The sequence below is a fragment of the Roseateles sp. GW821-FHT09H11 genome (genome assembly GCF_059415845.1).
Window position 1 is genome coordinate 93766 of the sequence record NZ_JBWKOA010000004.1, and the last position, 24052, is coordinate 117817.

Consider the following 24052-nt stretch of genomic DNA (forward strand, 5'->3'; position numbering starts at 1 on the left):
ATCGGCGCGGCGTTCGCCGCCGCGCCGAGCGCATTCGGGCGCGCTCTTCCACCTTCAGCCGCCGGTCCCACGACCGGCGGCTTTTTTACGGGCGCGGCGGACGGCGGAATGCCGTCAGCGCCACCCCGCCGGCGCGCTCGTCCGAGGCGACCGCCGGCTCCGCGTTGTTGCCCGCGTACTGGCGCGGCGGCGGCAGTCCGCGGTCCTGCTCGTCCAGCGTCTGCAACTCCACGCCGCGTGAATGCAAGGGGTCGGTCCAGAACAGGTAGCTCGGCGCCGTCAGGCTGCCGACGATCAATTCGGTGAGCCAGTCTCCGGCCACCGGCGCGCCGGCACCGAAGGTCGGACGCACCCATCGCGCCATCGTCCGATCGTCCAGCAGCGAGTCGTAGAGCTGGTTGAGGCTCGCGACGAAGCAGCCCCGCGCGGCCATCGTGTCCCAGTGACGCTGCGAGCGCATCGCCTCGGGCAGGCTGGCCTGCCCGGTGCGCATGCGGACCTGCGTGCCGAAGCCATGACGGCAGGCGTGGTGCATCATCAACAGGGTCCAGAGGTCGAGCGCCTCGCCACCCCAGTTGGACAGGCCGCGCAGCGCGATGCCGCCGGGCAGCAACGCGTGCGCGTCCAGATCGAGATCGGGGGCGGCGCTGAACACGCGGCTCACCGCCAGCTGGTTGATCGCATAACCGAGCCCCGCCAGCGCGAGCGAGCTCCGCGTCGGACCGCTGTCGGGTTCGGTGAACATCGGCCAGCGCGCCTGGATGCTGTCGCGCATCAGCGGATAGAGCACCGCTTCCGCGAAGCGCGTGCCGGCGAACAGCATCGTGCCGGTCGAGGCACCGAGCGCGCACGCCCCCGCCGGCAACGCCATCAGCGCGAAGCGCGTGGCGCGGGAGTACCGCGTCGCCTCGCCGCGTGCCTCGTCGCGGATGAACAGCACGGCCTGGCCGACCACCGGGACCGCGAGCGCGCCGCAGGACAGCCAAGTGCGCGCCGCCTCGGACACGCCGTCGCTCAACGCCAGATCCAGCGCGCGGCCGATGGCCTGGCGCGCCATCGTGGGCAGCGCCACCGACGCGAAGTTGCGCGCCCCGCAGTGGGCAAGGTTGATCGCGGCTCGTCCCAGCGCCGCGATGAACGCGCGCAGCCGGCCGCTCGGGCAGTCGCGGTCACGCTCCTGGTCGAGCGCCTGGGCCGCGGGCCCGCGCAGGTCCCGTGGCAGGTCCCGCCATTCGCCGTCGCGGACGAAGCGGTCCACCCCCTCGCCCGGCGAGCCTCGCACGACCTGCAGATCGACGCCGCGGACCAGTTGCCGGACCAGCACCGCGGTCTCGTCCACGCCGCGCGGCCCGAGAGCCTCGAGCGCGCCGTCGATCAGGAGCGCCTCCGACGTCGGGGAGCCCGGCGACGGTGGCGATGTCGGCACTGCCTCCGCTATCGGCGGACTGCGGGACTGCCGGACGGAAGACGCGGCGGCGCGCGGGGTCGGCAGGATGGGCCGGGTGTCGTCGCCCCAGGAAGAAGCCGACGACGCCGTGGAGGTGAACGAGGCGGAAGGATGCATCGCCCATCAGTCCGGCGGTCAGGGGACGGGTTCTTCCCTCCTTCGGGCGTGGTCGGGCGACCGGAGGCTCCCGGCGACGATGCAAGGGGGTCAGGCGGTGCCCAGCATCCCCTTCTGCTCGATGAAGGCCACCACCTCGGCCAGCCCGCTGAGGGTCTTGAGGTTGGTCATCACGAAGGGCCGCGTCGGCCGCATCCGCTGGGTGTCGGACCGCATGACCTCGAGATCGGCGCCGACATGCGGCGCGAGGTCGGTCTTGTTGATCACGAACAGGTCGCTCTTCGTGATGCCGGGCCCGCCCTTGCGCGGGATCTTCTCGCCGGCCGCGACGTCGATGACGTAGATCGTCAGGTCGCTCAGCTCCGGGCTGAAGGTCGCGGCGAGGTTGTCGCCGCCGGACTCGATGAACACGACGTCCGCGTCGGGGAACTGGACCAGCATGCGGTCGATCGCCTCGAGGTTGATCGACGCGTCCTCGCGGATCGCGGTATGCGGGCAGCCGCCCGTCTCCACGCCCAGGATGCGCTCGGCGGGCAACGCGCCGCTGATCGTCAGCAGGCGCTGGTCTTCCTTGGTGTAGATGTCGTTGGTGATCGCGACCAGGTCCCACTTGTCGCGCATCGCCTTGCAGAGCATCTCCAGCAGCGTCGTCTTGCCGGAACCGACCGGACCGCCGATGCCGACGCGCAAGGGCGGCAGCCGCTTCATGCGGCCGGGGATGTGATGGAGGGCGGAAGCCGCGGTGGTCGAGGGAGAGGTCGTGCTCATGATCGGAACAATCGGGAGTACTGGGTTTCGTGGCGCGCCGCGAGGACGGACAGCATCGGCGCGAACAGCTGCCGCCGCGCGGGCGGCGTGGCGATGGCCTCGGCCACCGCGGCGGGGATCTCGGACGCGAGCCGCGTCAGCACGCGCTGGCCGGCGGTCTGGCCCAGCGGCACCGCCTTGAGGGCGGCCTGGACCTGGTTCTCGGCCCAGCCGAAGGCCTGCGAGAACAAGGCCTGCTCGACCGGGACATCGATCGTCGCCAGCGCGAGCGACATCACGAAGGCATGGGGCATCGGCTGGCCCTCGCCGCACTCGACGAGCAGCGCAAGCTGCCCGGGCGAGGCCATCGGCTGGCCGCGCAGCCAGACCAGCAGCGACTGCCCCATCTGCTCGCTCTGCAGGCGCGCCTCGGCGCCATCGCGCGTCGTGCGCAGCCAGCGGGCGATCTCGCGCAGCGCGGGCTCGTCGCCGGCGCGCCAGGCCGTGATGCCCTGCGCGATCGCCGCCAGGTCGCCGCGCGCGAGCAGTCGAAACTGCTGGCTCAGCCATGCACCGGCGCTGACGTCGTCGTGCACGAGGCCGTGTTCGACCGCCGCCTCCAGCACCTCCGAATACGAGAACGCGCCGATCGGCAAGGCCGGCGACGCGAGCCAGGTCAGCCGCAGCTGCGGCGGGACGGGATCGGTGACGGGATCAGTGGTCGTGTCCACAGCCCGGGCCGTGCACGTGCGGGGCCGGAGCGGCCTGGATCGCGATGGTCTTCTTGGCCGCGGGCTTGTGGTCGTGCGCGTGGCCGTGGTCATGCGAATGCTCGTGGCCATGCCCACCGGCCGCGTACGCACCGCCCTCGGGCTCGAAGCCTTCCTCGACCTCGTTCACGATCAGGTGCATCGCACGCAGCATGTCGGCGAGCACGTGATCGGGCTCGATCTTGAGGTGATCCGGCTTCAGCTCGATCTGCACGTGGCGGTTGCCGAGGTGATACGCGGCGCGCACCAGGTCGAAGGGCGAGCCGTGCGCGGTGCAGGCGGTGATGCGCAGCAGCGCCTGCGGCGCCGCGACGACGCGGACCAGCGAGCCGTCCTCCGCCACCAGCACGTCGCCGCCGCGCACCACGGTGCCGCGCGGCAGGAAGACGCCGAGCTCGCGGCCCTGGCTGTCGGCGACCTGGAAGCGGCTCTTCTGGCGCGTGTCCCAGTCGAGCGTCACGGCGGCGGCGCGCTTGAGCAGCACGGGGGCCAGGCCGGCGCCCTGCGCCAGCAGTTTGGAAACTTGGATCATTCAGAACAGGAAGTAGCGCTGCGCCATCGGAAGCACCGAGGCGGGCTCGCAGTGCAGCAGCAGGCCGTCGGCGCGCACCGCATAGGTCTGGGGATCGACCTCCATCCGCGGGGCGTAGGCATTGTGGACCATGTCCTTCTTGCCCACGCCGCGGATGCCCTTCACCGCGACCGCGGTCTTGGCCAGGCCGTAGCGCTGCGGCACGCCGGCGGCGATCGCCGACTGCGACACGAAGCTCAGCGACGCCCGCGCCAGCGAGCCGCCGAAGCTCCCGAACATCGGCCGGTAATGCACCGGCTGCGGCGTCGGGATCGACGCGTTCGGATCGCCCATCGCGGCCATCGCGATCACGCCGCCCTTGAGGATCAGCGACGGCTTCACGCCGAAGAAGGCCGGCTTCCAGATCACCAGGTCGGCCCACTTGCCGACCTCGATGCTGCCGACCTCATGGCTCACGCCGTGCGCGATCGCGGGATTGATCGCCAGCTTGGCGACATAGCGCTTCACGCGGCCGTTGTCGTGGCGCTCGCTGTCGCCGGGCAGCTGGCCACGCTGCTGCTTCATCTTGTGCGCGGTCTGCCAGCAGCGCATCACCACCTCGCCCACGCGGCCCATCGCCTGCGAGTCCGAGCTGAACATGCTGATCGCGCCGAGGTCATGCAAGATGTCCTCGGCCGCGATCGTCTCCTTGCGGATGCGGCTCTCGGCGAAGGCCAGGTCCTCCGCGATCGCGGGGTCCAGGTGGTGGCACACCATCAGCATGTCGACGTGCTCGTCGAGCGTGTTGATCGTGTACGGCCGCGTCGGGTTGGTCGAGCTCGGCAGCACGTTGGCCTCGCCGACGACCTTCAGGATGTCCGGCGCATGACCGCCGCCCGCGCCCTCGGTGTGGAAGGTGTGGATCGTGCGGCCCTTGAAGGCGGCCACCGTGTCCTCCACGAAACCGCTTTCGTTGAGCGTGTCCGTGTGGATCGCCACCTGCGTGTCGGTGACCTCGGCCACGTCCAGGCAATTGGAGATCGCGGCCGGCGTCGTGCCCCAGTCCTCGTGCAGCTTCAGGCCGATCGCGCCGGCCTCGATCTGCTCGACCAGCCCTTCGGGTCGGCTCGCGTTGCCCTTGCCGAGAAAGCCGAGGTTCATCGGGAACGCGTCGGCCGCCTGCAGCATGCGTTCGATGTGCCACGGGCCGGGCGTGCAGGTGGTCGCGAAGGTGCCGGTCGCCGGACCGGTGCCGCCGCCCAGCATCGTCGTCACGCCACTGGCCAGCGCTTCCTCGATCTGCTGCGGGCAGATGAAGTGGATGTGCGAATCGATCGCGCCGGCGGTCACGATCGCGCCCTCGCAGGCGATGACCTCGGTGCCGGGGCCGATGACGATGTCCACGCCCGGCTGCGTATCCGGATTGCCGGCCTTGCCGATCGCGACGATGCGATGGTCCTTCAGGCCGATGTCCGCCTTCACGATGCCCCAGTGGTCGAGGATCAGCGCATTCGTCAGCACCGTGTCGACGGCGCCCTGCGCGCGCGTGCGCTGCGACTGGGCCATGCCGTCGCGGATCGTCTTGCCGCCGCCGAACTTCACTTCCTCACCGTAGCCGCCGGCGCGCAGGGTCAGGTCTTGCTCGACCTCGATGACCAGCGCCGTGTCGGCCAGCCGGACGCGGTCACCGACGGTCGGGCCGAACATCTCGGCGTAGGCACGTTTGCCGATGCGGGCCATCACAGCGCTCCCTGGATCAGGCCGCGGAATCCCCAGATCTCGCGGCTGCCGGCGTAGTCGACCAGCTCCACGGTGCGCTGCTGGCCGGGTTCGAAGCGCACGGCGGTGCCGGATGCGATGTTCAGGCGCATGCCCCGCGCGGCCTCGCGGTCGAAGACCAGCGCGCCATTCGTCTCTGCGAAGTGGTAGTGGGATCCGACCTGGATGGGGCGATCCGCGCCGTTGACCACGGTCAGCACGAGCGTGCGACGGCCCGGATTGAGCGCGAGTTCGCCGTCGTCGACCAGCAGCTCGCCGGGCGTCATGCGACCACCATCCGAGCGACCAGACCCAGGCCGAGCAGCGCGATCGCGCCGCCCGCGGCGCGCGACCAGACCGGCGCGAGCGAACGCAGCTTCAGCCCGAGGGCAAGACCGCCCGCATGCAGCAGCGCGGTCGCGAGCACCATGCCGGCGAGCGCGGCGCCGCCCTGCAGCTCGGCGCCGTGCGCCAGGCCGTGGAAGACCGCGAACGCGCCGACCAGCGCGGCCGACATCGTCGCGCCCAGACGCCAGCGCGCGGCGGCGACCAGACCCAGCACCAGCACCGATGCGGCAACCATCGGCTCAACACCTGGCACCCGCAGTCCTTCGTCGGCCAGCGCGAGACCGACCAACGCCCCCGCGAGCAGCAGGCCCGCGAAGGCGAACGGCGCGGCCAGCATGCGACGGCCGGTCTGCGTCAGCGCGCTCCACAGGCCGACGGCGAGCATCGCGGCGAGGTGATCGAGGCCGGTGAACGGATGGGTGAAGCCTTCGCCGAAGGCGGCGCCGGCGCTCTGCGTGCCGTGGTCGTGCAGGCTGCCGTCGCCGGTGTGGGCGAACACGAAGACGGGGAGCACGGCGGCGACGGTCAGGGCAAGCGCCTGGAGGGCGGTCACGGCGGCGTCGGCGAAGGACGCGGGAAGGAGTCGTGCGGTCATCGCTGTCCTCAAGGGAATCAATGGATCGGGGGATCTGGGATCGGAGATCGGGGATCCGCGATCAGGGGATCGGCTGGTGGACGGTGACGAGCTTGGTGCCGTCGGGGAAGGTGGCTTCGACCTGGATGTCGGGGATCATTTCCGGCACGCCGTCCATGACGTCGTCGCGGGTGAGGAGCTCGCGGCCCTCTTTCATCATCTGGGCGACGGTCTTGCCATCGCGGGCGCCTTCCATCACGGCGGCGCTGAGGAAGGCGACGGCTTCCGGATAGTTGAGCTTCAGGCCTCGCGCCTTTCGCCGCTCGGCGAGCAGCGCGGCGGTGAAGATCAGCAGCTTGTCTTTTTCGCGAGGCGTCAATTCCATGGTCTTCCCTCTCTAGCAAGCCCCATGCCGGTGCAATGAGGCGTACACCACGAGCGTATCGAAGGCCGAGGGACCGGGGGCCGTTTCCGGAGGTCAAGGAGGGAATTCGACTGCCGGGAGGCAGTTGAAGGAGGGACACGGAGGAAACGGCCCCCGGTTCCTCGGCCGGCGCGCTCGGTCCCGGCATGTTTCGTGCATTTCCCAGGCACCCCGCCCATGGACGCCCCCCTCCCTCCTCAGGACGCCCCGCAGCACATCATCAAGCTGCGGAGGGACTACAACGCCTGGGTGGCGAGGGAGACGCTGGAGGACTACGCGCTGCGCTACACGCCGCAGCGTTTCCGTCGCTGGTCGACCTGGCGGGTGGCCAACACGGCTTTCGGTGCGGCGTCCTTCCTGATCCTGGAGGCGGTGGGCGCGACGCTGCTGCTGCATTACGGCTGGACCAATGCCGCGCTGGCGATCCTGGCGACCGGGCTGATCATTTTCCTGGCCGGGCTGCCGATCAGCGTCTATGCGGCGCGGCACGGCGTCGACATGGATCTGCTGACGCGTGGCGCGGGCTTTGGCTACATCGGCTCGACGCTGACCTCGCTGATCTACGCGAGTTTCACCTTCATCTTCTTCGCCCTCGAGGCGGCGGTGATGGCTTATGCGCTGGAGCTGGCGCTGGACATCCCGCCGCAGTGGGGTTACCTGATCTGCGCGGTGGTGGTGATCCCGCTGGTGACGCACGGCATCTCGGCGATCAGCCGGCTGCAGCTGTGGACGCAGCCGTTGTGGCTGGCGCTGCTGGTACTGCCTTTCGCCTGGGTCGGGTGGCTTCATCCTGGTGCATTCGACGGCATCACGACCCAGATTGGGTCGCAGTCGGGCACGGCGGCCTTCGACGTGCACGCCTTCGGTGCGGCGCTGACCGTCGGCGTGGCGCTGATCACCCAGATGGGCGAGCAGGCCGACTACCTGCGCTTCATGCCCCGCCAGACGAAGGAGAACCGCCTGCGCTGGTGGGCCGCGGTGCTGGCCGGCGGGCCGGGCTGGATCGTGCTGGGGGTTCTGAAGATGCTGGGCGGCGCGCTGCTCGCCTACCTGGCCGTCAGCCACGCGGTGCCCGCCGAGCGCGCGGTCGATCCCAACCAGATGTACCTCGCCGCCTACGAGTACGTGTTCCCGCAATACGGCTGGGCGGTCGCGGTGACGGCGCTGTTCGTCGTCGTCTCGCAGCTCAAGATCAACGTCACCAACGCCTACGCGGGCTCGCTGGCGTGGAGCAACTTCTTCTCGCGGCTGACCCACAGCCATCCGGGCCGCGTCGTCTGGGTCGTGTTCAATACGCTCATCGCCTTCATGCTGATGTCGATGAACGTGTTCGAGGCGCTCGGGCATGTGCTCGGCCTCTACGCCAACGTCGCCATCGCATGGATCATGGCCGTCGTCGCGGACCTGGTGATCAACAAGCCGCTGGGTCTCTCGCCGCCAGGCATCGAGTTCAAGCGCGCCCATCTGTACGACGTGAACCCGGTCGGCGTCGGCGCGATGGCGCTGGCGTCGGTGCTGTCGGTGGCGGCGCACCTCGGGATGATGGGCGACCTGGCGCAGGCGTGGTCCGCGGCGATCGCGATGGTGACCGCGCTGGTCACCGCACCCTTGATTGCGTGGGCGACGAAGGGGCGCTACTACCTCGCACGTCCGCTGGCGGAGATCCAGGCCGCTGGGCTCCAGACGGAATCGGCCGAAGGCGTGCGCCGCTGCGTGATCTGCGAACGCGACTACGAAGGCCCGGACATGGCGCACTGCCCGGCCTATCGCGGTCCGATCTGCTCCCTGTGCTGCACGCTGGACGCGCGCTGCGGCGACCTGTGCAAGCCGCAGGCGAGCCTGTCCGCGCAATGGACCGCCGCGCTGCGCCGCGTGCTGCCGCAGCGCAGTTGGCGCTACATCGACACCGGCCTGGGCCACTACCTGCTGTTGATGCTGGTCCTCACGCCGCTGCTAGCCACGCTGTTCGGACTGCTCTATCACCAGCAGCTGCAACAGCTGCCGCTCATCGACGCCGCCGCGCAGGACGCGCTCCGCGCCAGCCTGAAGGCAGGCATGCTGAAGGCCTTCTTCGCGCTGCTGCTGGTGGCGGGCACGGTCGCGTGGTGGCTGGTGCTGGCGCATCAGAGCCGCGAAGTCGCGCAGGAGGAATCGAAGCGGCAGACGCAGGCGCTGATGCGCGAGATCGCCTCGCACCGCCGCACCGACGAGGCGCTGCAGGGCGCCCGCTTGCAGGCCGAGCGCGCGCAGGCTGCCGCCGAAGCCGCCAACCAGGCCAAGAGCCGCTACATCAGCACCATCAGCCATGAGCTGCGCACGCCGCTCAACAGCATCCTCGGCTACGCGCAGCTGATGGCGGCGGACGCCTCGCTGCCGCCGCAGCGGCGCCAGGCGGTGCAGGTCATCAAGCGCGGCGGCGAACACCTGATGCAGCTGATCGACGGCACGCTGGACATTGCGCGCATCGAGGCTGGCCGGCTCAGCCTGGAGCCCGCGCCGGTGCGCTTCGACGAGCTGCTGCGCGAGCTGGCCGACATGTTCGAGCCGCAGGCCGCGGCGAAGGGCCTGCGATTCCGCTTCGAGCCCCAGGGCACGCTGCCCGAGTGGGTCCGCGCGGACGAGCAGCGGCTGCGTCAGATCCTGATCAACCTGCTGGGCAACGCCATCAAGTTCACCACCGAGGGCGAGGTCACGCTGCGCGTGCGGCACGGCCGCGAGATGGCGACCCTGGAGATCGCCGACACCGGCCCCGGCATGGACGCGGCGGAACTGGCACGCATCTTCGAGCCCTTCGCCCGGGGCACGAGCGGCGCCGGCGGCGCGCCCGGAGCGGGGCTGGGCCTGACCATCTCGAAGATGCTGACGGCGCTGATGGGCGGCGAGATGTCGGCGACCAGCGAGCCCGGCCGCGGCTCGACCTTCCGCGTGCGGCTGTTCCTGCCGGAGCTGCACGGCCGCATCTGGGACACGCCGCGCATGCGCCGCGCGGCGAAGGAGCGCCTCGGTCTGGACGGCGTCTCGCCGCGGGTGCTGATCGTCGACAACGAGTCGGACGATCGCCAGCTGCTGACCGAGTTGCTGGAGCCGCTCGGCTTCACGGTGCGCGACGCGTCGAGCGGCCACGATGCGCTGGACCTCGTCGCCGCCGGCTGGGTGCCGGACGCGGTGCTGATGGACCTGGCGATGCCCGGCATCGACGGCTGGGAAACGATCCGGCGCCTGCGGCGCATGCTGGGCGAGCTCGGCGTGAACGCGCCGGCCGTGGCGGTGGTGTCGGCGAACGCCTTCGAGCGCGGCCAGGACAACGATGCCGGCATCTCCGCGCGCGACTTCATCCTCAAGCCGGTCCGGCACGAGCTGCTGCTGGACTGGCTGACCGAGCAGCTGTCGCTGTCCTGGCGCGTCGGGCCCGAACGCGCGACGCCCGATCCGCAGCCGGCCGCCGAGCCGGTCGAGACGCCGCCGGCCGAACGCCTGACCGGACTGCGCGAGGCGCTGCAGCTCGGCTACTACCGCGGCGTGCTACAACAGCTCGACGAGATCGAAGCGGCCGATGGCGCATGGCGCCCGTTCTGCGAGGCGCAGCGCGCCTTGGCGCGGCAGTTCCAGTTCGAGGCGATGCTGCGCGGCCTGGCGCGCAGCGAGAACCCCGCGTGAGCGCGGCCATGACGGTGAGCGTGGCCGTGACCGCGACAGATGTTGGACGACCTGCGATGAACTCTTCGCTTCCTTCCGCCGTGGCGGCGCTGCTGGATCAGCAGCAAGGCGATCGTGTCCTGATGGTGGACGACGTGCCCGACAACCTGTCGCTGCTGCATGACGCGCTGGACGAGCACGGCTACACGGTCCTGGCGGCGACCAGCGGCGAGGCCGCGCTTGCCTGCGCGCAGCAGGGCCGGCCGGACATCGTGCTGCTGGACGCGATGATGCCGGGCATGGACGGCTTCGAGGTCGCGCGGCGGCTGAAGGCGGATCCCGCGACGGCGCACATCCCGATCATCTTCATGACGGGGCTGACGGAGACGGAGCACCTGGTCGCCGCGCTGCAGGCCGGCGGCGTCGACTACGTGACCAAGCCGCTGGACACGCGCGCGGTGCTGGCGCGGATGCAGGTCCACCTGCAGGGCGCGCGGCAGGCGCGGCAGACGCGTCAGGCGCTGGACGCGTTCGGCTACGCGAGCATCGCGGTGCGGGCCTCGTCGGGCCGCCTGCTGTGGCAGACGCCGCTGGCGCGCGAGCTGCTGCAGCTCTACTACGGCACGATCGCGCCGCAGACGCCGGCGCCGGTGCTGGCGTGGCTGCGCAAGACGCTCGACGAAATGGCGGCTCACACGCCCGCCGACGGCATGCCGCCGCAGGAGCCGGCGCGGCTGTGCGCCGAGCTCGGCGCGCGGCGCTTGAGCTTCCGGCTGCATCACTGCATCGGCGGCGAGGACACCCCCGGCGTGGCGGGCGTCGGTGCGGCGGCCGGCGGCGACTGGCTGATCGTGATGCGCGAGGTGTCGGACGTTGCGGTGATCCGCTCGCTGGGCCTGGCCTTCAGCCTCACGGCGCGCGAGGCCGAGGTGCTCTACTGGGTCGTCAAGGGCAAGATCAACCGCGACATCGGCGAGATCCTCGGCGCCAGCCCGGCGACGGTGAAGAAACACCTGGAGCGCATCCACGCCAAGCTCGGCGTGGAGACCCGCACGGCGGCGGCATCGATGGCGCTCACCAGGGTGAGGGAGATCCATCCGCAGTGGGAGGTGTGAGCGTCCTTGGCGCGATCGGATGCCAGGCTGGCGGAATCGGATTGGCGCGCCGGTTGCCGTTCCCGGACCATGGGGCACGTCAACCTCCAGCACGTCGACATGCGTCTCCAGCAACAACCCGTCGCCCTCGTCACCGGCGCCTCCTCCGGCATGGGCAAGGACTTTTCCCTGCGGCTGATCGCCGAGGGCTACATCGTCTACGCCACGGCTCGGCGGTTCGACCGGCTTGAAGAGATCCGCGTGGCCGGCGGCAAAACGCTGGCCATGGACGTGACCAATGACGACTCGATGTCGTCCGTCGTCGATCGGATCCTGGCGGAGCAGGGACGCATCGACGTCCTCATCAACAACGCCGGCTACGGTCAGTACGGCGCGCTGGAAGATGTGCCGATGGCCGAAGGCCGTCGGCAGATGGAGACCAACCTGATCGGCGCGGCGCGGCTGATCCAGCTGTGCCTGCCTCACATGCGGGCGCAGGGCCGCGGGAAGATCCTCAACATCTCCTCCATCGGCGGCAAGCTGGCGACGCCGATGGGCGGCTGGTACCACGCCTCGAAGTTCGCGCTGGAAGGCTACTCCGACGCGCTCCGCAACGAGGTGGCACAGTTCGGCATCGACGTGGTCGTCATCGAGCCCGGTGGCGTCGCGTCAGAGTGGGCCCGGATCGCTTCCGATGAAGCGTTGCGGTACTCGGGCAGCGGCGCCTACGCAGGGATGGCCCACAAGTTCAACGATCTGCAAAAGCAGCAGACCCAGGTGCCGGGACCTCAAGTGATCAGTGATCTCATCGTCAAGGCGCTGAAGGCGAAGCGCCCGAAGGCGCGCTACCACGGCGGTTTCCTCGCGGGCCCGATGCTCTTCCTGCGCTACATCCTGTCCGATCGGCTCTTCGACCGCATGATCATCATGGCGATGCGATGAGGGCGACCCATATCCCGATGGTGGCGTCGGTCTCGGCGCGGCTCGCCGCGCTCGGCCTCGATGTCGACGTCGTCGCCGCCCGGGCGGGGATTCCCGCGGGATTCAACCGGCGACCGGGGACGAGCCTGGACACGCGGCAGTTCTTCGCCTTCTGGCGCGCCGTCGCCGAGCTCTCGGGCGACCCCTTGATCGGCTTGAAGATCGGCGGCGAGGTCGGTCCGTCCCAGCTGGAGGCCGTCTCGGTGGCCGCGCTGCATTCGGCGACCTTCGGCGATGCGCTGGCCCGCCTGGCGCGCTACAAGGGGCTGTGCTGTCCTGAAGAGGTGCGCGTCGAGCGTTCTGGCGCGGACGGCAGCGGCGGCGACAGCGCCAACGGCAACGGCGGCGACGAACGCGGTCTGGCTCGCCTGAGTTTTCATTGGATCCTGGTCAAGGAGTCCTGCCCGCCGATCATCAGCGATGCGGCCTTCGCGGCGGCGCACGCACTGGCGCGCGTGGGCTCCGGTCGCACGGTTGTGCCGCGCCGCCTGGAGTTGATGCGGACACCGCCGGAGACCGCGCCCTACGCGGCGTACTTCGGTTGTGAGGTGCGCACCGGTTGCGTCGGGGACGCGCTGGTCTACGACGCCGAGGCACTGGCCATCCCCTTCGTTACGCGCAACGAGGATCTGCTCGCGGTTCTCGTGCCGGCGCTCGATGCGCAGCTTGACGCGATGGGCGAGCCCGGCATCGAGACGCAGGCGCGCTCGGTCCTGATGAAGATGATGCGCGGCGACCGCCCCACCATCGACACGCTGGCACGTGCGCTCAACATGAGTGCCCGGTCGCTGCAGCGTCGGCTCGGCGAGGCAGGTACCAGCTATCAGGGCGTGCTCGATCACGTCCGGCTGGAGACGGCGAGACGGCTGCTCGCGGATACCGCATTCACGCCAGGCGAGATCGCGTTCTTCCTCGGGTTCGAAGAGGCCAATTCGTTCCAGCGCGCGTTCCGGCGTTGGGAGGGAAGGACGCCGGCGCAGTGGCGGGAGCAGTTGGGGTCCTGACTGCCCCCTCTGCGTCCAGGATTCAACCCTGGCGACGGCAAGGTTTCAATCATGCAACTCATAATGTTGCATGAAATCCAACAGCCAGCTGTCCGACGTCCTCCACGTGCTGCTGCACATGGCCGAGGGCGACGGCCCGTCCACGTCCGAATCGCTCGCCGCCGCGATGCAGACCAACCCGGTCGTGCTGCGCCGCCTGATGGGCGGCCTGCGCGAAGCGGGCTTCGTCGCGTCCGCGAAGGGCCACGGCGGCGGCTGGGTGCTGTCGTGTCCGCTCGACCGCATCACCCTTCGCGACGTCCATGACGCGCTCGGCGGCCCGTCGCTGGTGTCGCTCGGCTTCCGCGAGGAGCACCCGGAATGCCTCGTCGCCCGCGCCGTCAACGACGCGCTCGGCAACGCCGTGCAAGAGGCCGAGGCGCTCCTGCTGAAGCGGCTCGGCGCGGTGACGCTGGCCACGCTGTCCCGCGACTTCCATCAGCGCATGGTCGAGCTCGGCCATGCGCCCCATCGGCTCGAGGAGCATCACCATGAAGATTGATTTCGCCGTCATCGGCGGCAGCTATGCCGGCATGGCCGCGGCCCTTCAGCTGGCGCGGGCGCGTCGCCAGGTGCTCGTCGTCGACGCGGGGAAGCGACGCAACCAATGCGTCGACGACCACGGCGGCGAGGCGCACGGCTTCCTGACGCAGGACGGGCGCGCGCCCGCTGCGATCGCGGAGGAAGCGCGCCGGCAGTTGCGGCTCTATCCGACCGTGCAGTGGATGTCCGGGCTCGCCGACGACGGACGCGTCGCGCCGGACGGCCGGCTCGAGTTCCGTGTGGGCGACGTCGCGGTGAGCGCCGGACGGCTGATCCTCGCCACGGGTGTCCGCGACGAGCTGCCGCCCGTGCCCGGTCTCGCCGAACGTTGGGGACGCAGCGTCTTTCACTGCCCGTACTGCCATGGCTACGAGCTGAACCAGGGCCGCATCGGCATCGTCGCCGCGTCTCCGCTGGCGCAGCACCACGCGATGATGCTGCCGGACTGGGGCGTGCCGACGCTGTTCCTGAACGGCGCCTACGAGCCCAGCGCCGAGGACCTCGATGAATTCGCGCGCCGCGGCACGCGCGTCGAGCCCACGCCGATCGCTCGTATCGACGGCGTCGCCGACGTCGTGCTGCGGGATGGCCGGACGCTGACGATGGACGGCCTCTTCACCCAGCCGCGCACGACACCGTCGAGCACGATCGCCGCGCAGTTCGGCTGCGTCATGGAGGACGGACCGATGGGACCGTTCATCAAGGTCGGCCCGATGCAGGACACCAGTGTGCCCAAGGTCTTCGCCTGCGGCGACGCCGCCCGCGCGGCCGGCAGCGTCACGCTCGCGGTGTCCGACGGCGCGATGGCCGGCTTCGGCGCGCATCGGTCGACGATGTTCTGACCGGGCTCCGCGAGCGCCCTCCTATGGCAGATCCCTCGGGATCAAGGGCAGCTCGTGCCGCGCTCCCTCTGGAGTTCCCGAACCGGAACCAGCTGGGCCGCACAGGACGGCACCATGGCCTGCAGCAGGTCGGCGTCGATGGCGTCGAGCACGTCGATCCCATACTGACGGTACGCCCGACGTCCCGGTGAGCTCTTGGCCAGTTGGTAGATCCGTTGGATCGCCGCTCCGAGGCGGGCGGCGAACTCGGCACTTCCCCCAGCCTGGGAGAACAGCGCCGCCTTGGCCACCTGCACGGCCCATCTGGTCTGGGTCTCGACGTGTTCACCCTTGCTATCGCGGAGGCCCACGAGATTGTGGATGCGCGACTCGAGCACGTCGAACGGACTCATCACGCGCAGGATCTGCCCATCCCCGAATTCAAAGGTCAGGCATCCCGCGATCACGCGCCGAGTGAACACACCGCACTTCTGCAGACCGCCGCTGGCGAAGAGCATGTGCAGCACATCGACATTGCCTTCCTTCATCGCGGGCGCCGGAATCCGCACCTGAGCGACCAGCGAGGTGCGCGCGGTCTTCTTGGGCAGTTGCACGCGGGCACCGAGGCGCCTGGCCATTTCATTCGCATCCGCGACGCCACCGATCACGTCCGCATCCGCGGTGACCGCCGCGCCGTCCGTCGGGAGGCCAAAGCGCTTCATCCAGAAGCCCAACGCCTGTCCGCCCACCAGGATCACGCCGACCGGCAGGCTGGTCAGCACCCGATCCAGCAAAGGTCCCTCCAGCGGAGCTTCATCGTCGGGCAGCTGCGGGCGCGTCGTCATGGTCAATAGGGAGAGTCCAGGGCCTTCGCATTCTTGGCCCGCTCTTCGGTGAACCGGATCAAATCAGCGGGTTTCGACTTCCCGGATTTGACCGCTTCGATGTCGCGCGTCTGTGCGAGTTGTTTGGCCGCACGCAGATCGTCCTCGATGCGAGCCGTGGCCTGCGTGCCGTGATCGCCGCGCAGCAGCTCCAACAGCAGTTGCGAGCGGACACCGGAGACCTCCAAGGCCTGACCGATGCGAGCCCAGAACTCCACCTGCTGCGCCGCGGAGCGGGCCACGTACTCGCCAGTCTCTTGAGCGTCCCTGAAGAGCTGGTTGCTGATCCGGATCGAATTCGAACTCATGGCTCCACCGTGGGAAGTTGCACTCGGTTGTGGCACTCTGCCACAACTTGAGATTTTCTCACAAGCAATGAAAAGGGCCCCTTGCGGGGCCCTCCTCAGTCCGACATCGGTGGCGCTCGCCGTCAAGGCGGCGGGTCGCCTCGCCCTCAAGGCAGCCGGATCCGCTCGCCCTCGCGCGCTTCCCGCGTCTGCTCCCGGCCGCGGCCGACCGTGAAGGTCACGCGCAGCGTCTTCTGCTCGCCGTAGGCCGGATCGCGACCGGCCAGGTCGTTGTCGACACGAAGGTCGAGCACGCCGCCGCGGCTGGCGTTGCGGACCCGGTCCGTCACGTCGACCGTGCGGCCGCCGCTGCCGTAGGTGGCGCGCACGATGTTCAGGCGCTGGTCCTGGGACGGACCCTGTCCGCCGGGGTTGTAGCCGCCGGGGTTGGTGGCGCTGCCCGGCCGGCCGTCCCAGCCGCCGTTCCAGCCGCCCTGGCCCCAGTCGCCGCGGCCCCAGCCCGTGAACTGGCCGCCGTCGATCCACGCGCCTTCGCGGTAGTCGAAGGTCCTCACCTGGCCGCTGCGGTCGCGGGCATAGATGCGCAGCATCTTCGTGCGGCCCACCGCCGGATCGTCACGGAACAGGTCGTTGGTCACGCGCACCTTCGCGTCGCGACGCGCCAGCTCGCGCAGGCGGGGCGTCACGTCGATGCTCGCTTCAGGCACGCCGTAACGCGCGCCCAGGATCGCGTAGGCGCCATCGTCGTGGCCGCCGCCTTCCCAGTTGCCGTTGCCGCCGCCCTGGCCCCACTCCCCGCCGCGCCAGCCGGTGAAGTCGTTGCCGTCGATGACGCTGCCCTCGCGGAACTCGAAGGTGCGGTTGTCGCCGTTGCGGTTGCGCGCGTAGATGCGCAGCGTCTTCGTCTGGCCGTAGGCCGGATCGTTGCCGAACAGCTCGTTGGTCACGCGCACGCGGTCATCGCGTCGCGCCAGGTCGCGCAGCCGGTCGGTCACGTCCATGTTGCGCTGCGCCGTGCCATAGCGCGCGTTCAGGATCTGCCACTGGCCGTCGTCGCGCGCCGCCCAGGCCGACGTGCCCGTCAGCATCGCCACCAGCAGCATCACGGCCGCCAGCAGCGCCTTGGCCATCCGGCCCATCGCGCGGTCCGGCCGCGGGGCCGTCATCGTCATTGCAGTCATCGTCATCGCGGTACCTCCTGGTTCTTTCCTGTTGTTCGGAGTTCTTCTTGAGTCCTCGTCCCCGGGGAGGCAAGTGCCTCGCCCGGGGAAGGGGCAGCATGTTGCATCAACGGCGTGACACGATCGCCGGTGCACGCACACTTCTTCGAGGTGTTACGAGCGGTCACCACCACCGAACGTCGAGTCGAACCGTGAGTCAAAGCGCGAGTCGAACCCGGAGTCGAACTTCGAATCGAACCTCGACTCCGGTGCGTCGACCACCGGCGCATACATCACGTCCGAGCGCAGCACGTACTTGGTGCCCGAGGTCACGGGCGCGCCCTCATGCCAGGTGTCGTGGACGAAGACCAGCGCGCCGCCGGTCCTGGGCCGCACGGCGAAGTCGCGGAAGCCCGTCTCGCCGCCCTCGAAGCCCTCGTTCAGATAGACCAGGAAGCTCAGGCGGCTGACGAGCCCGTCCTCGCGCCACGGACCGTCCTTGTGCATCCGGAAGCGCTGGCCCGCCGTGTACTTGTAGAAGCGCAGCTCCCGGGGCAGGCCCACCGCGCGCGTGCCGTCGAGCTCCGGCAGTGGCAACTGTCGCAATCGTCCCCACAGGCGTTCGACCCAGGCGGCGCTCGCCACCATCGTCCGCTCGTTGTTGCGGATGTGGGCCAGCAGCTGCTGTCCCGCCTCCAGGCGGACCGTCGCGGCGTCGAAGCCGCTCTGCTCCGCCAGCGCGATCACCTCGGTGCATTCCTCGGGGGAGAGGAAACCCGGCACGGTGAAGACGCGGTCGTTGTGGGTCTGGATGTGCATGACCCATTCTCACCGCATGTACGCCATGTGCCGTATATGCCCCGCGTCCCCTCCTTCCTAGCATCCGCTCACTTCCCGAAGTCCTGCGAAGTCCATCCGAAGTCTTCCTTCCTCCACCGGAGCTCCCCATGTCCTCGCATCCGAAATCCTCCCGTCCCCAGCGCCGCCACGCGCTCAAGACCCTGGCCGTCGCCGGCGCGCTGACCGGCCTGAACCTGGCCGCCCTGCCCGCCTTCGCCGCCGACACCATCAAGGTCGGCGTGCTGCACAGCCTGTCGGGCACGATGGCGATCTCGGAAACCGTGCTCAAGGACACCGTCCTGATGGCCATCGACGAGATCAACGCCAAGGGCGGCGTGCTGGGCAAGAAGCTGGAGCCGGTGATCGTCGACCCGGCCTCCAACTGGCCGCTGTTCGCCGAGAAGACCCGCCAGCTGCTGACCCAGGACAAGGTCGCGGTGATCTTCGGCTGCTGGACCTCGGTGTCGCGCAAGTCGGTGCTGCCGGTGGTCGAGGAGCTCAACGGCCTGCTCTTCTACCCCGTGCAGTACGAGGGCGAGGAACTCAGCAAGAACGTGTTCTACACGGGCGCGGCGCCCAACCAGCAGGCGATCCCGGCCGTCGACTACCTGATGAGCAAGGACGGCGGCGGCGCCAAGCGCTGGGTGCTGCTGGGCACCGACTACGTCTACCCCCGCACCACCAACAAGATCCTGCGCGCCTACCTGAAGAGCAAGGGCGTGAAGGACAGCGACATCGACGAGAAGTACACCCCCTTCGGCCACAGCGACTACCAGACCATCGTCGCCGACATCAAGAAGTTCTCGGCCGGCGGCAAGACGGCGGTGGTCTCGACGATCAACGGCGATTCCAACGTGCCGTTCTACAAGGAACTGGGCAACGCCGGCCTGAAGGCCAAGGACGTGCCGGTGGTGGCCTTCTCCGTCGGCGAGGAAGAGCTGCGCGGCGTCGACACCAAGCCGCTGGTCGGCCACCTGGCGGCGTGGAACTACTTCATGTCGATCAAGAACCCGACCAACGATGCGTTCATCAAGAAGTGGTCGACCTATGCGAAGGCCAAGAACCTGCCGGGCCACAAGGACAAGCCGCTGACCAACGACCCGATGGAGGCCACCTACATCGGCATCAACATGTGGAAGCAGGCGGTGGAGAAAGCCAAGTCGACGGACACCGACAAGGTGATCGCCGCGATGGCCGGCCAGACCTTCAGCGCGCCGTCGGGCATCACGTCCAAGATGGACGAGAAGAACCACCACCTGCACAAGTCGGTGTTCATCGGCGAGATCCGCGCGGACGGGCAGTTCAACGTGGTGTGGAAGACGCCCGCCCCGGTCAAGGCCAAGCCGTGGAGCCCGTACATCGCGGGCAATGAAGGCAAGCCCGACGAGCCGGCGAAGAAGTGATGCGGCGCGCCCTGCTCCTCGGATGGATCCTGGCGTTGTGCGGCCTCGCGCCCCTGGCGCAGGCGCTGACGCAGCCGCAGGCGCTGTCCGTCGCGCAGGGCGAGACCGATGACCGCATCGCCGCGCTCGGCAAGCTCGTCGCGGCACCCGACGCACGCACCGCGGTGCTGCTGCAGGCGCTGTCCGACGAGCGCGTGAAGCTCGGTCGTGATCAGCGCGTGCTGATCACGACCGACGCCGGCGTCGTCGACGCCGCGACCGGCGCATCGGTGACGCTGACACCGGACGCGCAAGCCGCGCTCGAGGACGTGATGCTCAACAACCGGCTGCGCGGTGAGCTCGATGGCGCGCTCGCCGGGCTGCGCCTGTCGAGCGCGGACAAGGCCGAACGCCTCGCCGCCGCGAAGGCGCTGATGGAAGCCGGCGGCGACGACGCGCGCGTCGCGCTGCTGGAGACCGCCATCACGAAGGAGCAGGACGCCACCGTCCTCGACGCCTTGAAGCTCGCCCGCGCGGCAGCGCTGGCCGCGAGCCCCGACGCCGCCAAGCGCCTCGCCGCCGCGAAGTTGCTCGGCGAATCGCACAGCCCCGAGACGCGGCTGCTGCTCAACCAACGCCTGTCCGACGAACAGGACCCCGAGGTCAAGCGCGCCTTGCAGCGCTCGCTGCGCGCCGTCGAGGACACCCTCGCCTGGGGCGAACGCCTGGGCGCGCTGTTCACCGGCATCAGCCTGGCCAGCATCCTGCTGCTGGTCGCGCTGGGCCTGGCCATCACCTACGGCCTGATGGGCGTCATCAACATGGCGCACGGCGAGCTGATGATGATCGGCGCCTACGCGACCTACCTGGTGCAGGTCGCCTTCCGCCAATGGCTGCCGGGCTGGTTCGACGCCTACCTCCTCGTCGCGATGCCCGCCGCCTTCCTCGCGTCGGCGCTGGTCGGCGCGGCGCTGGAACGCACCGTGATCCGCTGGCTCTACGGCCGGCCGCTGGAAACGCTGCTCGCCACCTGGGGCCTGAGCCTGGTGCTGATGCAGGCGGTGCGCTCGCTCTTCGGCGCGCAGAACGTCGCGGTGGAAAGCCCGTCGTGGATGGGCGGCTCGCTCGCGCTGCTGCCAGGGCTCGCACTGCCGGCGAACCGGCTCGTGATCATCGTCTTCGCGCTCGTGGTGCTCGGCGGCATGTCGCTGCTGATCGCGCGCACGCGGCTCGGCCTGTTCGTCCGCGCCGTCACGCAGAACCGCCCCATCGCCTCCTGCATGGGCGTGCCTACCGCGCGCGTGGACACCTACGCCTTCGCGCTCGGCTCGGGCCTCGCGGGCCTGGCCGGCTGCGCGCTGAGCCAGGTCGGCAACGTCGGCCCGGACCTGGGCCAGAGCTACATCGTCGACGCCTTCATGGTGGTGGTGCTGGGCGGCGTCGGCCAGCTCGCCGGCACGGTGCTGGCGGCGCTCGGCCTGGGCCTGGCCAACAAGGCGCTCGAAGGCGTCGTCGGCGCGGTGCTGGCCAAGATCGCCGTGCTGCTGTTCATCATCGTCTTCATCCAGAAGCGGCCGCAGGGCCTGTTCGCGGTCAAGGGCCGCGCGCAGGAGTCCTGAATGCGCAGGGATCCCCTCATGACCGCGACCTCTCCCGCTTCCACCCCACCGCCCGCGGTCTCCGCCACCGCGGCGTCCGCCATATCGCCGACCGCGCCGACCGCACCGGCCGCGCCGCAGGCGGCCCCTCACGCCGCCCTGCTGCTGCCGCAGCGCCCCGCCCTGCTGAGCGGCGCCGGCTGGGTCGCCGTGCTGGCCGCGTTGACCGTCGCCTGCGTGCTGCTGCCGTCGCTGAACCTGCTCGTACCGGCCGGCCATCCGCTGCATGTGGACGGCTACTGGATCAGCCTGCTCGGCAAGTTCTGCTGCTACGCGATGTGCGCGCTGGCGATGGACCTGATCTGGGGTTTCGCCGGCATCCTGTCGCTGGGCCACGGGCTGTACTTCGCGCTGGGCGGCTACGCGATGGGCATGTACCTGATGCGCCAGATCGGCACCGACGGCCAGTACCGCAGCACGCTGCCGGACTTCATGGTCTTCCTCGACTGGAAGGAGCTGCCCTGGCACTGGGCCTTCAGCGACAGCTTCCTGGCCACGATGCTGCTGGTGCTGCTGGTGCCGGGCGGCATCGCCTTCGTCTTCGGCTTCTTCGCGTTCCGCTCGCGCATCAAGGGCGTGTACTTCTCGATCATCACGCAGGCGATGACCTACGCCGCGATGCTGTTCTTCTTCCGCAACGAGAGCGGCTTCGGCGGCAACAACGGCTTCACCGACTTCAAGCGGCTGCTGGGCCTGTCGATCACGACGCCGGGCATGCGGATGACGCTGTTCGTGCTGAGCGCCGTGGCGCTGGTGGGCTGCTACCTCGGCCTGCGCTGGCTGACGCGCGCGAAGTTCGGCCGCGTGCTCAGCGCGGTGCGCGACGCGGAGTCGCGGCTGATGTTCTGCGGCTATTCGCCGCTGCCCTACAAGCTGGCCGCGTGGGTGCTGTCGGCGCTGATCTGCGGCCTGGCCGGCGCGCTGTACGTGCCGCAGGTCGGCATCATCAACCCCGGCGAGATGAGCGTCGCCAATTCGATTGAGATCGCCATCTGGGCGGCGGTCGGCGGACGCGGCACGCTCGTGGGGCCGATCGTCGGCGCCTTCGCGGTGAACGGCGCCAAGAGCTGGCTGACGCAGTTCGCGCCGGAATGCTGGCTGTACCTGCTGGGCGCGCTGTTCGTCGCGGTCACGCTGTTCATGCCGGACGGCATCGCGGGGCTGGTCAAGCGCAAGTTCGGGAAGAAGACCGACGGCCGGCCCGTCGACGGTGCCGAGGAGACGACGCCATGAACCCCGACCTGCTCGAACAGGGCGCCGAGCGCCTGCGCGCCGCGAGCGGCCCCGGCTACGGTCGCGTCGTGCTGCCGGGCCAGCTGGACCTGGCGCACGGCCGCATCCTGTACCTGGAAGACGTGTTCGTCAGCTTCGACGGCTTCCGCGCCATCAACGGCCTGTCCATCGACATCGCGCCCGGCGAGCTGCGTTGCATCATCGGCCCGAACGGCGCGGGCAAGACGACGATGATGGACATCATCACCGGCAAGACCCGGCCCGATACCGGCACCGTGTTCTTCGGCGGCACGATCAACCTGCTGCGCCACAGCGAGGCCGAGATCGCGCAGCTCGGCATCGGCCGCAAGTTCCAGCGCCCGACGGTGTTCGAGGCGCTCAGCGTCTACGAGAACCTCGAGCTCGCGCTGCAGGGCTCGCGCGCGCTGCGGGCGTCCTTGTGGGGCGTGTTGAGCGGCGCGCAGAAGGACCGGCTGGCGGAGGTGCTGACGCTGATCCGCCTGCAGGATCAGATGACGCGCCCCGCGGGGCTGCTGAGCCACGGGCAGAAGCAGTGGCTGGAGATCGGCATGCTGCTGGTGCAGGATCCGAAGCTGCTGCTGCTCGACGAGCCCGTGGCCGGCATGACCGACCAGGAGACCGAACGCACGGCGGAGCTGATCCTGACGCTGAAGGGCAAGCACAGCATCATCGTCGTCGAGCACGACATGGGGTTCGTCGACCGCATTGCGGAGAAGGTGACGGTGCTGGCCGAAGGCTCAGTGTTGGCCGAGGGCACGCTCGCTCAAGTGCAAGCCGACGAACGCGTGATCGAGGTGTATCTTGGGAGGTAAGGCCCTCCCCCTACCGGCTTCGCCGGCCCCCTCAAGGGGGCGACCCCGATGGCCCGGCGGAGCCCGTTCCATGGGGTCCGCTGGGTTTTCATCGGCGCGGATCCACCACGACGACAACTTCGAGATGACTTGCCATGCTCACCGCTGAGTCCATTCATCAGTACTACGGCGGCTCGCACATCCTGCGCGACGTGTCGGTGAGCGCCTCGCCGGGGCGGATCACCGTGCTGCTGGGGCGCAACGGCGTGGGCAAGACCAGCCTGCTGAAGAGCCTGATGGGCCTGGTGCCGATCCGCGCGGGCAGCGTCATGCTGGCCGGCGCGGACATCACGCGCGCGACGCCCTACCAGCGCGCGCGCTCGGGCATCGGCTACGTGCCGCAGGGGCGCGAGATCTTTGCGCGGCTGACGGTCGAGGAGAACCTGCGCATGGGTCTGGCGAGCAAGCCGGGCGGCACGCCAATCCCGGAGCACTTGTACGGGCTGTTTCCCGTGCTGAAGCAGATGCTCAAGCGGCGCGGGGGCGACCTGTCCGGCGGCCAGCAACAGCAGCTCGCGATCGCGCGGGCGCTGGCGGCGTCGCCGCGGCTGCTGATCCTGGACGAACCGACCGAGGGCATCCAGCCGAGCATCATCAAGGACATCGGCCGCGTCATCCGGCGCCTGGCCGACGAGGGACTCGACGGCCACCCCGTCGCGATCCTGCTGTGCGAGCAGTACTACGACTTCGCAGCGGAACTCGCCGACGAATTCCTGGTGCTCGAACGCGGCAGCGTGATCGCGCGCGGGGACAACGCGGACATGCAGACGCCGGAGATCCGAGGCTTGGTGGCGATCTGAGGCCTGCGGGATCCGCGGCAGCGGCAGAAATTTTCGAGAAGAGTTTCGAGCGTCCAGGGCAAGACCTGGCACGCGCCACGCCACTAGGGAGGTTCCACCGC

The 24052-nt window shown here is 69.5% G+C and carries 23 protein-coding genes; 11 read left to right on the top strand and 12 right to left on the bottom strand.

The annotated features are described in order from the left end of the window. Nucleotides 1-85: 85 nt before the first annotated feature. The 8 genes from AC07PR_RS14485 to AC07PR_RS14520 all read right to left on the bottom strand — a co-directional run bounded on the left by AC07PR_RS14485 (nt 86) and on the right by AC07PR_RS14520 (nt 6657). On the bottom strand, nt 86-1564 hold the full coding sequence (locus AC07PR_RS14485; RefSeq protein WP_495135697.1) for a hypothetical protein: 1479 nt from the start codon (nt 1562-1564) through the stop codon (nt 86-88). Nucleotides 1565-1654: 90 nt separating this feature from the next. After that, complete coding sequence (gene ureG, locus AC07PR_RS14490) at nt 1655-2332, bottom strand: urease accessory protein UreG (protein WP_495135698.1); 678 nt, start codon at nt 2330-2332, stop codon at nt 1655-1657. Beyond that, on the bottom strand, nt 2329-3042 hold the full coding sequence (locus AC07PR_RS14495; RefSeq protein ID WP_495135699.1) for an urease accessory protein UreF: 714 nt from the start codon (nt 3040-3042) through the stop codon (nt 2329-2331). The genes ureG and AC07PR_RS14495 overlap by 4 nt, the downstream gene beginning before the upstream one ends. Then, on the bottom strand, nt 3026-3613 hold the full coding sequence (gene ureE, locus AC07PR_RS14500) for an urease accessory protein UreE (RefSeq protein ID WP_377156949.1): 588 nt from the start codon (nt 3611-3613) through the stop codon (nt 3026-3028). The genes AC07PR_RS14495 and ureE overlap by 17 nt, the downstream gene beginning before the upstream one ends. Then, a complete protein-coding gene (gene ureC, locus AC07PR_RS14505) occupies nt 3614-5332 on the bottom strand; it encodes an urease subunit alpha (protein ID WP_495135700.1) in 1719 nt (572 codons plus the stop codon). Continuing rightward, entirely contained in the window at nt 5332-5637 is a 306-nt protein-coding gene (locus AC07PR_RS14510; protein ID WP_297528887.1) for an urease subunit beta, read from the bottom strand. Before AC07PR_RS14510 ends, ureC begins: the two co-directional genes overlap by 1 nt. Continuing rightward, the gene (locus AC07PR_RS14515) at nt 5634-6293 is read right to left on the bottom strand and encodes a HupE/UreJ family protein (protein ID WP_377156951.1); all 660 of its coding nucleotides are present in this window, start codon (nt 6291-6293) and stop codon (nt 5634-5636) included. Before AC07PR_RS14515 ends, AC07PR_RS14510 begins: the two co-directional genes overlap by 4 nt. A gap of 61 nt (nt 6294-6354) precedes the next feature. Beyond that, on the bottom strand, nt 6355-6657 hold the full coding sequence (locus AC07PR_RS14520; RefSeq protein WP_067283776.1) for an urease subunit gamma: 303 nt from the start codon (nt 6655-6657) through the stop codon (nt 6355-6357). Nucleotides 6658-6873: 216 nt separating this feature from the next. Here AC07PR_RS14520 and AC07PR_RS14525 point away from each other — a divergent pair, with 216 nt between their 5' ends. The 6 genes from AC07PR_RS14525 to AC07PR_RS14550 all read left to right on the top strand — a co-directional run bounded on the left by AC07PR_RS14525 (nt 6874) and on the right by AC07PR_RS14550 (nt 14835). After that, nucleotides 6874-10353, top strand: a complete 3480-nt coding sequence (locus AC07PR_RS14525) for a hybrid sensor histidine kinase/response regulator (protein WP_495135701.1) — start codon at nt 6874-6876, stop codon at nt 10351-10353. 56 nt (nt 10354-10409) lie between these two features. Next, on the top strand, nt 10410-11447 hold the full coding sequence (locus AC07PR_RS14530; protein ID WP_495135702.1) for a response regulator: 1038 nt from the start codon (nt 10410-10412) through the stop codon (nt 11445-11447). A 99-nt stretch (nt 11448-11546) separates the two neighbouring features. Then, a complete protein-coding gene (locus AC07PR_RS14535) occupies nt 11547-12368 on the top strand; it encodes an oxidoreductase (protein ID WP_495135703.1) in 822 nt (273 codons plus the stop codon). Beyond that, entirely contained in the window at nt 12365-13411 is a 1047-nt protein-coding gene (locus AC07PR_RS14540; protein WP_495135704.1) for an AraC family transcriptional regulator, read from the top strand. The genes AC07PR_RS14535 and AC07PR_RS14540 overlap by 4 nt, the downstream gene beginning before the upstream one ends. Before the next feature lie 70 nt (nt 13412-13481). After that, complete coding sequence (locus AC07PR_RS14545) at nt 13482-13952, top strand: Rrf2 family transcriptional regulator (RefSeq protein ID WP_377156955.1); 471 nt, start codon at nt 13482-13484, stop codon at nt 13950-13952. After that, nucleotides 13942-14835: an NAD(P)/FAD-dependent oxidoreductase gene (locus AC07PR_RS14550; protein ID WP_495135705.1), complete on the top strand. Its 894-nt coding sequence runs from the start codon at nt 13942-13944 to the stop codon at nt 14833-14835. The genes AC07PR_RS14545 and AC07PR_RS14550 overlap by 11 nt, the downstream gene beginning before the upstream one ends. Before the next feature lie 41 nt (nt 14836-14876). Here the strand turns inward: AC07PR_RS14550 and AC07PR_RS14555 are convergent, their stop codons facing one another. The 4 genes from AC07PR_RS14555 to AC07PR_RS14570 form a co-directional block, all read right to left on the bottom strand. Further along, nucleotides 14877-15665 (bottom strand): hypothetical protein, encoded by a 789-nt coding sequence (locus tag AC07PR_RS14555; protein ID WP_483109147.1) that lies wholly within the window; start codon nt 15663-15665, stop codon nt 14877-14879. Then, nucleotides 15662-16006 (bottom strand): TA system antitoxin ParD family protein, encoded by a 345-nt coding sequence (locus AC07PR_RS14560; protein ID WP_483109146.1) that lies wholly within the window; start codon nt 16004-16006, stop codon nt 15662-15664. Before AC07PR_RS14560 ends, AC07PR_RS14555 begins: the two co-directional genes overlap by 4 nt. 146 nt (nt 16007-16152) lie before the next feature. After that, on the bottom strand, nt 16153-17193 hold the full coding sequence (locus AC07PR_RS14565) for a hypothetical protein (RefSeq protein ID WP_495135706.1): 1041 nt from the start codon (nt 17191-17193) through the stop codon (nt 16153-16155). A gap of 147 nt (nt 17194-17340) precedes the next feature. Further along, nucleotides 17341-17985: a prolyl hydroxylase family protein gene (locus AC07PR_RS14570; protein WP_377156959.1), complete on the bottom strand. Its 645-nt coding sequence runs from the start codon at nt 17983-17985 to the stop codon at nt 17341-17343. A gap of 128 nt (nt 17986-18113) precedes the next feature. Here AC07PR_RS14570 and urtA point away from each other — a divergent pair, with 128 nt between their 5' ends. From urtA to urtE, 5 genes are all read left to right on the top strand, one after another. Further along, nucleotides 18114-19409: an urea ABC transporter substrate-binding protein gene (gene urtA / locus AC07PR_RS14575; RefSeq protein WP_377156961.1), complete on the top strand. Its 1296-nt coding sequence runs from the start codon at nt 18114-18116 to the stop codon at nt 19407-19409. Further along, a complete protein-coding gene (urtB, locus tag AC07PR_RS14580) occupies nt 19409-21007 on the top strand; it encodes an urea ABC transporter permease subunit UrtB (protein WP_495135707.1) in 1599 nt (532 codons plus the stop codon). The genes urtA and urtB overlap by 1 nt, the downstream gene beginning before the upstream one ends. A gap of 18 nt (nt 21008-21025) precedes the next feature. Next, nucleotides 21026-22279: an urea ABC transporter permease subunit UrtC gene (gene urtC / locus AC07PR_RS14585; RefSeq protein WP_495135708.1), complete on the top strand. Its 1254-nt coding sequence runs from the start codon at nt 21026-21028 to the stop codon at nt 22277-22279. Continuing rightward, nucleotides 22276-23112: an urea ABC transporter ATP-binding protein UrtD gene (gene urtD, locus AC07PR_RS14590; protein ID WP_377156967.1), complete on the top strand. Its 837-nt coding sequence runs from the start codon at nt 22276-22278 to the stop codon at nt 23110-23112. The genes urtC and urtD overlap by 4 nt, the downstream gene beginning before the upstream one ends. A gap of 134 nt (nt 23113-23246) precedes the next feature. Then, entirely contained in the window at nt 23247-23951 is a 705-nt protein-coding gene (gene urtE / locus AC07PR_RS14595) for an urea ABC transporter ATP-binding subunit UrtE (protein ID WP_495135709.1), read from the top strand. Nucleotides 23952-24052: the final 101 nt, after the last annotated feature.